Consider the following 14458-nt stretch of genomic DNA (forward strand, 5'->3'; position numbering starts at 1 on the left):
CACAGTCGCCGGTTGATTCCTCCTCCTGACCTTAGCTTTTGTTGAAGTGGTGCCTTTGTCACCACCGCTAACGAGCAGGACGCGTCCGTCGCGATACCGGCCCAATTGGCCGATTTTGCTGGACACTGGAGTGGCCAACCACTCTTGACGCACCTGACACCGACCGTGAGAAGTCGTGTGTGCCGAACGCCGTTTCCGGCAGCCCGGAAACCGACGGTACAACATGAAAAGAATGCTGATTAACGCAACTCAACCCGAAGAGTTGCGTGTTGCACTGGTAGATGGCCAACGCCTCTACGACCTGGACATCGAATCCGGTGCACGCGAGCAAAAGAAGGCCAACATCTATAAAGGCCGTATTACTCGCATCGAACCAAGCCTTGAGGCTGCCTTTGTCGATTTCGGCTCCGAGCGCCACGGCTTCCTGCCCCTCAAAGAAATCTCCCGCGAGTACTTCAAGAAAGCCCCTGAAGGCCGCGTAAACATCAAGGACGTCCTGAGCGAAGGCCAGGAAGTCATCGTCCAGGTCGAGAAAGAAGAACGTGGCAACAAGGGCGCAGCCCTGACCACCTTCATCAGCCTCGCCGGTCGTTACCTCGTACTGATGCCGAACAACCCGCGTGCCGGCGGTATTTCCCGTCGCATCGAGGGCGAAGAGCGCAACGAACTGCGTGAAGCGCTGAACGGCCTGATCGCACCGGCCGACATGGGCCTGATCGTTCGCACGGCAGGCCTTGGCCGCAGCAGCGAAGAAATGCAGTGGGACCTCGACTACCTGCTGCAGCTGTGGACCGCTATCAAAGAAGCGTCCCTGGATCGTTCCGCGCCGTTCCTGATCTACCAGGAAAGCAACGTAATCATCCGCGCCATCCGCGATTACCTGCGCCAGGACATCGGCGAAGTGCTGATCGACAGCGTTGAAGCTCAGGACGAAGCCCTGACCTTCATCCGCCAGGTAATGCCGCAGTACGCCAGCAAGATCAAGCTGTACGAAGACAGCGTTCCGCTGTTCAACCGTTTCCAGATCGAAAGCCAGATCGAGACCGCCTTCCAGCGCGTGGTCGAACTGCCTTCCGGCGGCTCCATCGTGATCGACCCGACCGAAGCCCTGGTGTCCATCGACATCAACTCGGCGCGTGCGACCAAAGGCAGCGACATCGAAGAAACCGCCCTGCAGACCAACCTGGAAGCGGCTGAAGAGATCGCCCGCCAACTGCGTCTGCGCGACATCGGCGGCCTGATCGTGATCGACTTCATCGACATGACCCCTGCCAAGAACCAGCGCGCCGTGGAAGAAAAAGTCCGCGAGTGCCTGGAAGCCGACCGCGCCCGCGTACAAGTGGGCCGTATCTCGCGCTTCGGCCTGTTGGAAATGTCCCGTCAGCGTCTGCGTCCATCCCTGGGCGAGAGCAGCGGCATCGTCTGCCCGCGTTGCAACGGCACCGGCATCATCCGTGACGTTGAATCGCTGTCCCTGGCGATCCTGCGCCTGATCGAAGAAGAAGCCCTGAAAGACCGCACCGCCGAAGTTCGCGCCCAAGTGCCGATTCCGGTTGCCGCCTTCCTGCTCAACGAAAAACGCAACTCGATCACCAAAATCGAACTGCGCACCCGTGCCCGTATCGTCATCCTGCCGAACGATCACCTCGAAACGCCGCACTTCGAAGTCCAGCGCCTGCGTGACGACAGCCCGGAAGCCCATAGCGGGCAGTCCAGCTATGAAATCGCTGCTGCCGCGGCCGAAGTGGAAGAAGTCCAGCCAGCCGCCGCGACCCGCACCCTGGTTCGCCAGGAAGCCGCCGTGAAAACTGCGCCGGCCCGCGCCAACGCACCGGTACCAACCGAAGCCGCTGCCCCGGTTGCCGCACCGGCCGCCCTGCCTGAGCCAAGCCTGTTCAAGGGCCTGGTGAAGTCGCTGGTCAGCCTGTTCGCCACCAAGGAAGAGCCTGCTGCCCCGGTCGTGGTTGAAAAACCTGCCACCGAGCGCCCGGCGCGCAACGAAGAGCGTCGCAACGGTCGCCAGCAGAGCCGTAACCGCAACGGTCGCCGTGACGAAGAACGCAAGCCTCGCGAAGAACGTGCACCGCGTGAAGATCGCGCCCCCCGTGAAGAGCGTGCGCCTCGCGAAGCCCGTGAAGACACCCCGGCCGTAGCCCGTGAAGAACGTGCACCGCGTGAAGAGCGCGCACCACGTACCCCACGCGCTCCACGTGAAGACCGCAAGCCACGTGGCGAGCGTGAAGAGCGCGTGCGTGAACTGCGCGAACCGCTGGATGCAGCACCCGCTGTGGCTGCTGCCGCTGCCGCAACCACCGAAGAACGCCCGGCCCGCCAGCCGCGTGAAGAACGCGCACCACGCGAAGAGCGCCAACCGCGCCCGCCGCGTGAAGAGCGTCAACCACGCGCCGAGCAAGCCGCTGCCGCCAGCGAAGAAGAAGTACTGACCGGCGAAGAGCAGTTGCAGGAAGACGGCCAGGACAACGCCGAAGGCGATCGTCCACGCCGCCGCTCCCGTGGCCAGCGTCGTCGCAGCAACCGTCGTGAGCGTCAGCGTGACGCCAACGGCAACGTGATCGAAGGTTCGGAAGAAACCGGCGAAAACGCAGAAGCTGCCAACAATGAACCAACAGGCGCCGAACTGGCTGCTGGCTTGGCCGTTACCGCAGCCGTCGCCAGCTCGGTCATCAGCGCACCTGCTGAAGCCCAGGCCCACGAGCAAGCCGAGCGTGCTACCGCCGCCGTCGAAGAAACTGCTGTCGTAGAAGCCCCCGAAGCCCAGGCCCCAGTGGTTGAAGCGCCGGCTGTTGAAGCGCCAGTCGTTGAAGCCACAACCCCTGTCGAAGCCCCAGTGGTTCCGGAAGTGGAAGTTGCCCCGGTTCGCGATGCACAGCCAGAAACCGAAGTGGTTGCCGTTGAACCGGCTCCGGTAGTTGAGCCTCAGCCAGTAGTAGAAGCGACCGTAGAAGCTCCGGTGGTCGAAGAAGCATCCCCGGCCGTGCGTGAAGTTCGCGAAGTTCGTGAAGAACAGACCGCCTTCCAGTGGACTGCCGAACCGGCTGCACCGGTTGAAGCGCCAGCACCTGCCCCAGTGGTAGAAGAAGCGCCGGCACCGGTTGCCGAAGTCGTCGCCGAGCCAGCCCCAGTGGTTAAGCCGACGCCGGTTGTGGAGCCTGCACCTGTGGTTGAAGTTGAAGCCCCGGTGGTTGCCGAAGTGGCCGCCCCAGTGGTTGAAGCTGCGCCTGCCAGTGCCCTTACCGAAAATGGCCGTGCGCCGAACGACCCGCGCGAAGTGCGTCGTCGTCGCAAGGAAGCCGAAGCAGCTGCCGCAGCGGCTGCCCAAGCGGTAGAGCACAAGGCCGTGGAAGAAGAGCCTAAACCCCTCGTCTGATTCCATCCGCCACTAAAAAGCCCCGCCTGAGCAATCAGGCGGGGCTTTTTTTTGCAAAAGATTCGAACACACGGCTGTACAAGTGCGGGAGGTATTAGCGCTCGACGCTGAAACTCAACCGTTGCGGCACATCCACATCCCATAGCACCCCAGGATCATCCACCTGCACGCTCCGCACCTGGGCTTGTGCAAACAAAGGCTTCGCGCCACGGTCCCCGGTCAACGCCATCAATGCAGGCCCACATACACGACCGAAAGCCACTGGATGCCCATACTGCCCGGCGTGCACCGGCACAGTGATGCCTCCTGGATCGGCCAGCAGACGCTCGATCGTCGCGGATCGAATAAACGGCATATCACCCAGCACCACCAGCCAGCCATCCGCCGAGGCGCTGGCCGCAACGGCTGCGGCAATGCTGTCGCCCATGCCGGCCGATTCCAACAGCAGGACCTTGCAACCGTGCGCTTGAGCTAACCGAACCACCTCAAGGCGCTCCGGTGAGGTCACGACCCAGCGTTCAGCCAGCGTTGCGGGCAGGTTAACCAGCACCTGCTCGATAACCGCTCGCGTCACACCATCCAACCCCGTGCAAGCGGCCAGTAACTTGTCTTGATCAGCCCCGGCTTCGGCGCGAAAACGACTGCCCTGCCCTGCTGCCAGCACAATCGCCGTGACGGTCACTGCGCCGCTACCGCCAGGGGCTTTTTCTGCATCGGTGCCACGCCGTTCTTGATCGCGACAATTTCCGCCATCAACGACAGGGCAATCTCCGCCGGTGTATGGCTGCCGATATGCAAACCAATCGGCCCGTGCAAGCGCGCAATCGCATCTGCCGACAAGCCCAGCGCCGCCAGGTTCTCGCGGCGCTTCTGGGTATTGACCCGCGACCCCAGGGCGCCGATGTAGAACGCAGTGGAGTTCAGCGCCGTCAGCAGTGCCATATCATCCAAACGCGGATCGTGGGTCAGGCACACGATGGCGGTGCGCTCATCGGTGTGGATGTTCAACACGGCCTCGTCGGGCATACCCGGCACAAAGCGGCCGTGTTGCTCTTCCCAGCCGTAGACGAACTCTTCGCGGGGGTCGCAGATCAGCACTTCGAAATCCAGTAAACGCGCCATTTCGGCGACGTAGCGCGACAGCTGCCCGGCACCGATCAGCAGCAGTCGCCAGCGCGGACCATAAATGGCGCGCAGGCGCTCGCCGTCGAAGCTCACCACATCGGTTTTGCTCGCGGCGCTCAGGGTTACCGCCCCCGTGGCCAGCTCCAACTCACGCGCGACGACCTGATGGTCTTCACAGCGCGCCAGCAGTTGCTCGACCCAGGCCCAGTCATCTACTCGTTCTTCGGTCAGGCGCAGTGTGCCGCCACATGGCAAGCCAAAACGGGCCGCTTCGTCGCGGGTGACGCCGTAGGTCACCAGTCGCACCGGTGGCCCATCGTCCGCCAGCCGCCCGTCTTGCAGGCGTGCGATCAAGTCATCTTCGATGCAGCCTCCGGACACGGAACCAATGACCACCCCGTCGCCACGCAAGGCCAGCATCGCCCCGGGAGGACGCGGCGCGCTGCCCCAGGTCTGTACCACGCTGTACAACACCACGCGCTGCCCGGCGCGGCGCCATTCCAGGACGCTACGCAGGACATTCAAATCCACACTGTCCATCAAACCTTCCTGCCAGCGTTGAAAAATCGTCGTTTACTGTAAAGCAAAATAATCAAAAAGTGGCCGCGCACAAACGCAAACGCCCCGAACCAGTCGGGGCGTTTGTCGATTGCCTAAGCGTCAGATCACGCCATCAGCGGCTTACTTGACCACAGGAGCAGGGCCTTCGGCCACACCCAGGTCATCGAGCTCGCGGGTTTCGGAGATACCGGTACCACCGGATGCCAACTCGCTTTGCAGCTTGTCGGTGTCCAGCTCCTTGACCCACTTGGCCACGACGATGGTGGCAACGGCGTTACCCACCAGGTTGGTCAGGGCACGGGCTTCGGACATGAAGCGGTCGATACCCAGGATCAGCGCCAGGCCGGCAACCGGCAGGTGGCCGACAGCCGACAGGGTGGCAGCCAGGACGATAAAGCCCGAACCCGTCACACCGGCTGCGCCTTTGGAGGACAGCAGCAGCACCAGCAGCAGGGTGATCTGGTGGGTGATGTCCATGTGGGTGTCGGTCGCCTGAGCGATGAACACGGCGGCCATGGTCAGGTAGATCGACGTACCGTCAAGGTTGAAGGAGTAACCGGTTGGGATCACCAGGCCGACGACGGACTTCTTCGCACCCAGGCGCTCCATCTTGATCAGCATACGCGGCAGTGCGGATTCGGAAGACGAAGTACCCAGTACGATCAGCAGCTCTTCACGGATATAGCGGATCAGTTTCAACACGCTGAAACCGTGAGCGCGGCAAATTGCACCCAGCACCAGCACCACGAACAGGATGCAGGTGATGTAGAAGCAGATCATCAACTGGCCCAGTTGCACCAGCGAACCCACACCGTAGGCACCGATGGTGAACGCCATGGCGCCCAGGGCACCAATTGGCGCCAGCTTCATGATCATGTTGATGATGTTGAACATCACGTGGGCGAAGCGATCGATGAAGTCCAGCACCGGCTTGCCGTAGGCACCCAGCCGGTGCAGGGCGAAACCGAAGATCACCGAGAACATCAGCACTTGCAGAATGTCGCCGTTGGCGAAGGCGCCGACGATGGTGTTCGGGATGACGTTGAGGATAAAGCCGACGATGCTCTGGTCTTTACCGGCAGTGACGTAGGCCGCCACTTTGGAAGCGTCCAGGGTGGCGACGTCGATGTGCATGCCGGCGCCCGGTTGCACGACGTTGACCACGACCAGGCCGATCAGCAAGGCGATGGTGGACACGATTTCGAAGTACAGCAGCGCGTAGCCACCGGTTTTGCCGACCGATTTCATGCTTTGCATGCCAGCGATACCGCTGACAACGGTGCAGAAGATGATCGGGGCGATGACCATTTTGATCAGCTTGATAAAGCCGTCACCCAGTGGCTTGAGGGCCACGCCGGTCTGCGGGTAGAAGTGGCCGAGCAAAATACCGATAACGATTGCAACGATCACCTGGAAATACAGGGATTTGTAAATTGGCTGACGAGTCGTCATTGCAAAGTTCCTCAATCGTCCCGTGTGGCAAATATCCGCCATTGCCCACGACACTTGAATTGCGAACCCTCCTGCACTGGAGGGATTTGTTGTTTGCGAAGCCTGTAGGAACAAACCTGCGCTGTAATCCTTATCGCAAACAGCGTGCCACTTTGCTTAAACACCGTGAAGGCCCTTGGACATCAGGGCTTGGCGTGGATTGACGCGCTTGAGGCGTAGAGCAAGGTGGCGGATTTCCGCCCACTCATCCCATCTCGTCCTACAATTTGGCGGATATCCGCCTTGCCGTCGCGCCGGGGGCTGACTACCATCCGCCACTCCATGGATGAGGCCCTTTCATGCGTGAACGTACCATCGCCAGTCACTACGCCCGAGCCGCTCTCGGCGGCGCGCGTCGCATGGGTTACGACTACTCGGGGCTGTTGCAGCAGGTAGGCATCACCCCCGAACTGCTGACCGAACCCCGCGCCCGTATCGCTCCGGAGCAATTTACGCGCTTGTTGCAAATGCTTTGGTTGGGGCTGGATGACGAATACCTGGGGTTCGCCGAAGGCCCGAGCAAACGCGGCACCTTCGCAATGATGTGCCACGCCCTGATCCACTGCCGCACCCTGGAGAAGGCTCTGGAACGCGGCTTACTGTTTTATAGCTTATTCCCACAGGGCCCGCGCTGGCAGCTGACGAAAGAAGGCGACATGGCGCGGCTGAGCCTGGATGACTCACAGCTATGGGACCCGGATCACTTTCTCAGTGAATGTCTGCTGGTGATCTGGCATCGCCTGGGCAGTTGGTTGATCGGCCAGCGAATCCGGCTGCAACAGGCCACCTTCAGTTACCCGATGCCGGCCCATGCCGGTGAATACGACCTGCTGTTCCCCTGCCCGCAGGTGTTCGGTGCACCGACCAGCAGCCTGGTGTTCCCCAGCCGCTACCTGAGCCTGCCGCTGTTGCAGGATGAACGCACCCTCAAACACTTTTTGCAGCGCTCCCCGGCCGACTTGCTGTCCCGGCCCGATGAAGGCGACAGCCTGAGCAGCCAGTTGCGGCGTTTGCTCAGTCGCGACCGCACACCCTGGCCAGACCTGGAAGCGGTCGCCCAGCATTTGCACATCAGCCCACAAACCCTGCGCCGGCACCTGCGCGAAGAAGGCAGCAGTTTTCAGGCACTTAAGGATGAGTTACGGCGCGACATCGCCATCTATCACCTGGGGCGGGCGGATTTGTCCTTGCAGGAAATTGCCGAACAGTTGGGGTTCTCCGAACCGTCGGCGTTTCATCGGGCGTTCAAGAAGTGGACGGGGTTGACGCCGGGGGCCTACAGAGCACAGGAGAGTTAGAGGTGTATTGGCTGGGAGGGCCTCATCGCAGGCAAGCCAGCTCCCACAGTTGATCGGGTTTATACAATTGGATGTGTGAATACATTCAAATGTGGGAGCTGGCTTGCCTGCGATGAGGCCAGTGCAGATCACAAGGCAGGAAAGTGAATCCTGAACGCCGCTCCACCCAACGCTGAATCCCCCAACGTCAATCGCGCGTGATAGCTTTCGATGATGTCCTTGACCACCGCCAGCCCGATCCCCTGCCCCGGGTGCTGGCGATCTAGCCGTTCGCCGCGTTGCAGGATTCGTGCGCGCTGGTCCGGTGGCACGCCTGGGCCATCGTCTTCGATACACAGCTCAAGGCCGTCCAGGTTTTCCACCAGGCTGATACGCACTTGCTTGAGGCACAGGCGATAGGCGTTTTCCAGCAGGTTGCCGAGCATTTCGAGCAGCGCGCCTTTTTCGATGGGCACGTCGCACGCCGGCGGTAGATCAAAGGTCACGGTGACACGCTTGTCGCGGTAAACCTTCTCCAATGTATCGCACAGGCTTTGCAGCACGGGCTCCAGGCGTACCTGGTGGCGCACCAGCCCGCTTTTACGCAGGCTGGCACGCTGCAATTGGTAGCCGATCTGCTGGCTCATGCGTTCGATCTGCGATTGCAATACCCACGCCTGGCTGCGCTCTTCGGGACGCTGGGCCATGTCTTCGCTCACGCCCTGCAAGACTGCCAGCGGAGTTTTCAAGCTGTGGGCCAAGTCATCAAGGGAGTCACGGTAGCGCGCACGCTGTTCGCGCTCGCTGTGCAGCAAACGGTTGAGGGAGCCGGTCAGGCGCAACAGTTCGCGGGGGTGTTCTTCGCTGAGGCTTTCGCGGGTACCGCCTTCGATCTGGTCAAGTTCCTGACTCAGGCGCCGCAGGGCTTGCAAGCCCCAGGTCAGGCCCAGCCACAGCAGCGTCAACAGCACCAGCAGGGCTGCGCCGAACCCGAGGTAGAGGTTCTCGCGCAAGCCTTCGAGGGTTAGCTGGTACTCACGCACTGGTTGCAGCGCGACAATGCTGAACGCGGCGCTCTTGCCCCCCAGCAGCCTGACCTCAACGTCATACACGAAGAATTCCTGGCCATTGGCCTCGCGGATGCGCGCAAATTCATTACCGCGCCCGTCGTAGCGCGGTTTGTAGTTGATGTTTTCTTCCTGGGTCGCCCGCGAACGCCACACCAGATGGCCTTCGCGGTCGTAGATATAGCCGAGCAGGCGGCTGTCGGTAAGGTTGAAACGCTCGTCGGGCAACTGCGCCGGCATCAGCAGGCGGTTATTTTCCACCCGCGCCGCAGAAATCAGGGTGGTCACATCCGACGCCAGACGCTGCTCGATGGAATCCTGCAACGCCAGGCTGAAGGCGCCTTGCATGGCCGGCAACAAGCCGAGCATAAACAGCACGGCCAGGGTGGCGGCCGCCAGCATCAGGCGCACACGTAGCGAGCGAATCAACGGCAGCGCTCATTGAACAGGTAACCCAAGCCGCGCACGGTATCGATTGGCTTGAACCCGGCAGGGCCTTCCAGCTTGCGGCGCAGACGGCCGACCAGCACTTCGATCACGTTTGGGTCGCGCTCGTCGTCATCGGGGTAGAGCTGCTCCATCAAGCGGTCCTTGGCCACTACCTGTTGATGATGGCGCATCAAGTACTCAAGGATCCGATACTCATAGGCGGTCAACGCCAGCGGCTGTTCATCCAGGGAGGCCTGTTTGCGGTTAAGGTCCAGCAGCAAGGGCCCGGCGGTAATGGTGGACTGGGTAAAGCCGCTGGAGCGGCGCAGCAAGGCATTCATGCGCGCCTCCAGCTCTTCGAACTGGAAGGGTTTGACCACATAGTCGTCAGCACCTGCCGCCAAGCCTTCGACCTTGTCCTGCCAGTTGCCACGGGCGGTCAGGATCAGGATCGGAAAGGTCTTGGCCTGGGTACGCAGTTGGCGGATCAGGTCCAGGCCGCCCATGCCCGGCAGGCCAAGGTCGACGATCGCCAGGTCATGGTTGAACTGGCCGGTCTGGTACAGGGCTTCCTCGGCATTGGCCACGGCTTCGACCACATGCCCGCTGTCAGTCAGGCGGGTAAACAGGTGATGACGCAGCAGCGCCTCATCTTCCACCACCAGCAATTTCATAAGGCTCTCCAAGGCAATTCAACTGTCCGACAGAGGGATATCATAGCGGCCCTGCAAGTCTTGCGGGCGCAGTTTAATGCCATTGTACTGGCCCGTCAGGTGTGTGTAGCCGCTGCGATAGTCGGTTTGCGCAGCGGTAACGCCCAGGGCTTGGCCCCACGGCGCGGCCTGGGTGTTGACGTCTTCGAAGCTGACACGATGGATCAGGTTGCCGGACTTCCTGGGTTTTTCGCCGCCAAATGCCGCAAAGGCGCCATCACTGGCCTGCACGCCGGCAGTGGCACCGAGCATGGTTAACGCCAACATCAGCTTCTTGATCGCAGTCATGGTAGTTACCTCATACGCGTTTGGCTGTGAGGTCCAGAGTACGCAGGGGCCCCTGAACTCCCCCTGAACAGGCTCTTAACCACACCTGAACCGCGCCGGACTATCCACTGGCCCATCAACTGGGCAAAATACCGCGCATGACGCCCCTACCCTCTTGCTGCACCCCGCTGGATGCCCATTGGCCGCTGCCGGTTGCCTTACCCGGCACGGTGTTTTTGAGCACCCGATTCGATCCAGCCTTATTGGACGCCGGCGATTTCCAACGCAGCGCCGTGCCGCCGCCGGCGAGCATCCAGCGCTCGGTTGCCAAGCGCCAGGCGGAGTTTCTCGCCGGGCGCCTGTGCGCCCGCGAAGCGCTGCAACGACTGGATAACCTCAACTGCATCCCGGCCATCGGTGAAGATCGCGCGCCGGTCTGGCCTGGGCATATCAGTGGTTCCATCACCCACAGCACCGGGCATGCCGCGGCCATTGTCGGGCACAAGGCGCAGTGGCGCGGGTTGGGCATGGATCTGGAGAATGTGCTGACACTTGAGCGGGCGGAGCGTTTGGTCGGGGAAATTCTGACAGCCGATGAGTTGCAGCGCATGGTGGCCATACCGCGTGAGCTGCATGGGTTGTTGGTGACGCTGACGTTTTCGGTCAAGGAGAGTCTGTTCAAGGCGCTCTACCCCATCGTGCAAAAGCGTTTTTACTTTGAACATGCCGAGGTGTTGGGGTGGTCGCAGGCTGGGGATGTGCGGCTGCGGTTGCTCACGGACCTTTCTGAAGAATGGAACCATGGCAAAGAGCTTGAAGGCCAGTTTGTGGTGCAAGGGGAGCAGTTATTGAGCCTGGTGGCTATCGCAAGATAGGAGCGAGCTTGCTCGCGAAAAATTCACCGGCGCCGCGTTTAATCAGGAAGCACGCGTTATCGTTGACGTTTTTCGCGAGCGAGCTCGCTCCTACAGTCCGGGTGTCAGGGCTTATCTTGATCTCTGGGCCAACTGAGGCTGAAGCACGCCCCGCCCAAATTGTTGCTCTTGCTGATCAACGCCCGCCCGCCATGCCAATAGATGATCCGCCGCACAATCGACAGGCCCAGGCCATGACCACCCGAGGCGCGGGTACGGCTGTCGTCCAGGCGCAGGAACGGTGTGAAAATTCGCTCCCAGGCGCTCTCCGGCACGCCGGGACCATCGTCCTCTACATCGATGCGGCAACGCAGTTGTCCAACCTGGTAACTGATCAGCACCTGGCCTTTGGCGTGGCGCATGGCGTTACTCACCAGGTTTTGCAAGGCGCGGTGCAGGTAACGCGGCTCAGCGTCGACCCACGCGTCTTCCCAGTGGGCCGATGACAGGCAAACACCGCGAGTCACGGCCACCTGCGGGCGCAGTGGCGACAATTCGCCGATGACTTGATCAAGCAGCGCATCGAGATCCACGCGCTGGAAATTCAACTCCGGCGCGCCCTGCTCCAGACGCGCATAGGTGAGCATTTCATCCACCAGGCCATCGAGGTCCTGGATATCGCCATCCATGCCTTCCAGGTATTTACGCCGTGCCTCGGGAGTGGCAGCGTCGCCAATCATCTCCAGACCAAAGCGCAGGCGCGCTACCGGCGTGCGCAGTTCGTGGGACACCGCACGCACCAGTTCGCGCTGAATCGCCAGCAATTGCTGCAGGTGTTCGGCCATGCCATTGAACGCGGCCGCCAGGCGCCCCACCGAGTCGGCACCCCGGGCCGGTACGCGCACTTCCAGGTTGCCCTTGGCGATACGCGTCGCGGCCGCCTCCAGACCTTTGAGCCGACGCTCCAGCTGGCGCACCAGTAAATAGACGATTAAACCGATCAGGGTCAGGCCGATCAAGGTGATCAGAATCAGCCACTGCGCCGGGTACGGGTTCATTTGATAGAGCGGGCCGATTTCCAGCACCCACGGCGTACCGACCATGCCGGCGAATACGCGGATCGAATCGCCGCCCTTGCCGAGGGCCATCACCGTATCGCCTTCCGCTACGCGACGGCGCTGGTCGTCGTCCATGTCGGCCTGATCAAGGGCCACCAAGTGCATCTCAAAACCAAAGCCCTTGGCCTGCTTGATGTCGGCCAGGCGTTGCGGCTGCTCGGCCACAGGAAAACGCACCAGTTCGTCGGCCAGCAGGTAAATAGTCGCACGGGCCAATTGCTCGCTGATCTGCTGTACTTCACCGGTGAGCACCAGTTGTTCCTGTTCACTGACCAGTCGCAGTACCCGCGCCGCATGAGGGCCGGTCTGTTCCACCAGCACCTGGCCGCGTTGCAGGCGGTTGCGCTGGCCAAGGTCCAGTTGCGCCTCCGTGAACGTGCGCAGCTCCAGTGGAATGCCCAGCAAGCGCTCCCACACTGCCAATGCACGCAGCCGCTCGATGGTGTTCATCGATTGCAGGTTATCGCCCATCAGGGCAAAGGTGCCGTGGGCCAGGCGCTCGCGGTATTGGCCGCTGCGCACGTCGTTGAGCAGGTGCAACGCCAGGGCGCCGAGCAACGCCACCAGGATCAGCGCCGCGCACATGCCGCCGTAGATGCGCAGGAAGATCGAGTTCACAGCGACATGTCGGCAGCGGCTTCGGGGACGAACAGGTAGCCTTTGCTGCGGATGGTCTTGATCAGGCGTGGGTGGATCGGGTCGTCGCCGATCTTCGGTCGAATGCGCGAGATGCGCACATCAATGGAGCGGTCCTGACCGTCGTAGCCAATGCCGCGCAGGGCGATGAAGATTTCTTCCCGGGACAGGATGCGCCCGGCATTCGCGACCAATAGCCACAGCAGGTCGAATTCGGCGCTGGTCAGTTCGATCCCGCCATCGTGCAGCCAGGCTTCGCGCAGCGCGTTGTCCACCACCAGTGGGCCGAACTGCAGGCGGCGCTGGCTTTCCCCCGCCGCCGGTAACGCAGGCTCGCTGCGCCGCAATAGGGCCTGAATACGCGCCAGTAACAGGCGCGGGCGCACGGGCTTGCACACATAGTCGTCGGCGCCCATGTCCAGGCCCTGTACCTGGTCCATGTCGTCGGTGCGCGCGGTGAGCATCAGGATCACGCCCTCATAACGCTCGCGAACTTTGCGACAGATGCTCAGGCCATCTTCGCCGGGCAGCATCAGGTCGAGGATTACCAGGTCTGGCTGTTCGGCAATGATGCGCGCTGCGGCCCTTGCACCATCGCTTTCCACCGAAACGCGCAGGCCGTTGCTTTCCAGATACTCACGGGTTAACTCGGCGAGTCGCTCGTCATCCTCGATGATCAGTATTTGCCAGGCTTCCTGCTCCATGCCCTACCTCGTTGTTATTAGAATTTCTTCTGGCCGACACAATCGAATGTGAAATACGGTCGGTGTGGGAGCTGGCTTGCCTGCGATGGCGGTAGGTCAGCGAGCCTGTGGGTGGCTGATACACCGCCATCGCAGGCAAGCCAGCTCCCACATATTGATCTTCAGCAGGCATAGCCTGTTTGTCATGTTTTGAGGGCATAACAAAGGCCGATTGTAGCCATGGCCCAACCCTTAAACACAAGCCGGGAATTCCATTCGGTGATGGCGTTTTTTTGTGATAGGGTTCGCGCCCTCAAAATTCCAAGCGGCGGTTTGTACCTTGGAATATTCGGTGACAAACGGTGTGATCCAGTAGTAATGCGGCCTACACGGGTGTTCCATGATTCATACACATTTTACTCACAGCGTTATCCACAGGTAGTGCGTTGCTAACCCCCCGAAAACGCATTATCTTGTACCTCGGCGCTAAAAAAACCCTACATGTAGGGTTTTAAGCGAAAAACCAAACACAAGTCAGACCAGAAACTCAAGCGCTTTCTTGCTCACGTTTGGTTGAACCAAAGCATTTTTTCAAAGCCCAAACCGCGCACGCGGATGGCAGCCGTTTTCCAGCCCGATTGGCAGAAGACGGTACGGGTGTTGCAGGGCTTGAACCAGGCCACTGTCACCCACCAGGAATACGGCGAAGGGCTCCCCGGCCCCGAGCCAAAAGACTTCGGCATGGAAGCGGCGCGATGAGCTCCCTTCCTCCTGTCCCGAAGTTGTTATGCCAGGCCCAGGCCTGCTGTAAGTGCTTCAGGACGGAACGGTGGGCACCTTGATGGTGCC

Annotated in this window: 12 protein-coding genes; 4 read left to right on the forward strand and 8 right to left on the reverse strand. The window is 61.1% G+C overall.

Going from position 1 to position 14458, the window contains the following annotated elements; all coding sequences use genetic code 11:
- Nucleotides 1-223: 223 nt before the first annotated feature.
- The gene (gene rne, locus TX23_RS26095; protein ID WP_209445929.1) at nt 224-3388 is read left to right on the forward strand and encodes a ribonuclease E; all 3165 of its coding nucleotides are present in this window, start codon (nt 224-226) and stop codon (nt 3386-3388) included.
- A gap of 94 nt (nt 3389-3482) precedes the next feature.
- On the opposite strand, the gene TX23_RS26100 is transcribed toward rne, so the two are convergent.
- From TX23_RS26100 to TX23_RS26110, 3 genes are all read right to left on the reverse strand, one after another.
- A complete protein-coding gene (locus TX23_RS26100; RefSeq protein ID WP_057704655.1) occupies nt 3483-4070 on the reverse strand; it encodes a nucleotidyltransferase family protein in 588 nt (195 codons plus the stop codon).
- On the reverse strand, nt 4067-5053 hold the full coding sequence (locus TX23_RS26105; protein ID WP_057704656.1) for an XdhC family protein: 987 nt from the start codon (nt 5051-5053) through the stop codon (nt 4067-4069). Before TX23_RS26105 ends, TX23_RS26100 begins: the two co-directional genes overlap by 4 nt.
- 141 nt (nt 5054-5194) lie before the next feature.
- Nucleotides 5195-6526, reverse strand: a complete 1332-nt coding sequence (locus TX23_RS26110; protein WP_003189258.1) for a dicarboxylate/amino acid:cation symporter — start codon at nt 6524-6526, stop codon at nt 5195-5197.
- A 338-nt stretch (nt 6527-6864) separates the two neighbouring features.
- Here TX23_RS26110 and TX23_RS26115 point away from each other — a divergent pair, with 338 nt between their 5' ends.
- Nucleotides 6865-7863: an AraC family transcriptional regulator gene (locus TX23_RS26115; RefSeq protein ID WP_057704657.1), complete on the forward strand. Its 999-nt coding sequence runs from the start codon at nt 6865-6867 to the stop codon at nt 7861-7863.
- Nucleotides 7864-7991: 128 nt separating this feature from the next.
- Here TX23_RS26115 and TX23_RS26120 read toward each other — a convergent pair whose 3' ends face one another.
- From TX23_RS26120 to TX23_RS26130, 3 genes are read right to left on the reverse strand one after another with little or no spacing between them, the layout of a single operon-like run.
- Entirely contained in the window at nt 7992-9338 is a 1347-nt protein-coding gene (locus tag TX23_RS26120) for an ATP-binding protein (protein ID WP_057704658.1), read from the reverse strand.
- On the reverse strand, nt 9335-10012 hold the full coding sequence (locus TX23_RS26125) for a response regulator (protein WP_057704659.1): 678 nt from the start codon (nt 10010-10012) through the stop codon (nt 9335-9337). The genes TX23_RS26120 and TX23_RS26125 overlap by 4 nt, the downstream gene beginning before the upstream one ends.
- Nucleotides 10013-10030: 18 nt before the next feature.
- Complete coding sequence (locus tag TX23_RS26130; protein WP_057704660.1) at nt 10031-10339, reverse strand: hypothetical protein; 309 nt, start codon at nt 10337-10339, stop codon at nt 10031-10033.
- Nucleotides 10340-10476: 137 nt separating this feature from the next.
- Here TX23_RS26130 and TX23_RS26135 point away from each other — a divergent pair, with 137 nt between their 5' ends.
- The gene (locus tag TX23_RS26135; protein ID WP_057704661.1) at nt 10477-11193 is read left to right on the forward strand and encodes a 4'-phosphopantetheinyl transferase family protein; all 717 of its coding nucleotides are present in this window, start codon (nt 10477-10479) and stop codon (nt 11191-11193) included.
- Between the two features lie 104 nt (nt 11194-11297).
- Here TX23_RS26135 and TX23_RS26140 read toward each other — a convergent pair whose 3' ends face one another.
- Nucleotides 11298-12908: an ATP-binding protein gene (locus tag TX23_RS26140; RefSeq protein ID WP_057704662.1), complete on the reverse strand. Its 1611-nt coding sequence runs from the start codon at nt 12906-12908 to the stop codon at nt 11298-11300.
- The gene (locus TX23_RS26145) at nt 12905-13630 is read right to left on the reverse strand and encodes a response regulator (RefSeq protein WP_057704663.1); all 726 of its coding nucleotides are present in this window, start codon (nt 13628-13630) and stop codon (nt 12905-12907) included. The genes TX23_RS26140 and TX23_RS26145 overlap by 4 nt, the downstream gene beginning before the upstream one ends.
- A 594-nt stretch (nt 13631-14224) precedes the next feature.
- Here TX23_RS26145 and TX23_RS28085 point away from each other — a divergent pair.
- Entirely contained in the window at nt 14225-14368 is a 144-nt protein-coding gene (locus TX23_RS28085; protein WP_157243957.1) for a hypothetical protein, read from the forward strand.
- The last annotated feature ends 90 nt before the right edge of the window (nt 14369-14458 follow it).

The sequence above is a fragment of the Pseudomonas paralactis genome (assembly GCF_001439735.1).
GTDB classification, from domain to species: domain Bacteria; phylum Pseudomonadota; class Gammaproteobacteria; order Pseudomonadales; family Pseudomonadaceae; genus Aquipseudomonas; species Aquipseudomonas paralactis.

Coding starts and splice junctions, on each gene's coding strand:
- TX23_RS28085 (WP_157243957.1), top strand. CDS start 14,225: ATGGCAGCCGTTTTCCAGCCCGATTGGCAGAAGACGGTACGGGTGTTG.
- TX23_RS26145 (WP_057704663.1), bottom strand. CDS start 13,630: ATGGAGCAGGAAGCCTGGCAAATACTGATCATCGAGGATGACGAGCGA.
- TX23_RS26115 (WP_057704657.1), top strand. CDS start 6,865: ATGCGTGAACGTACCATCGCCAGTCACTACGCCCGAGCCGCTCTCGGC.
- TX23_RS26125 (WP_057704659.1), bottom strand. CDS start 10,012: ATGAAATTGCTGGTGGTGGAAGATGAGGCGCTGCTGCGTCATCACCTG.
- TX23_RS26110 (WP_003189258.1), bottom strand. CDS start 6,526: ATGACGACTCGTCAGCCAATTTACAAATCCCTGTATTTCCAGGTGATC.
- TX23_RS26130 (WP_057704660.1), bottom strand. CDS start 10,339: ATGACTGCGATCAAGAAGCTGATGTTGGCGTTAACCATGCTCGGTGCC.
- rne (WP_209445929.1), top strand. CDS start 224: ATGAAAAGAATGCTGATTAACGCAACTCAACCCGAAGAGTTGCGTGTT.
- TX23_RS26135 (WP_057704661.1), top strand. CDS start 10,477: ATGACGCCCCTACCCTCTTGCTGCACCCCGCTGGATGCCCATTGGCCG.
- TX23_RS26105 (WP_057704656.1), bottom strand. CDS start 5,053: ATGGACAGTGTGGATTTGAATGTCCTGCGTAGCGTCCTGGAATGGCGC.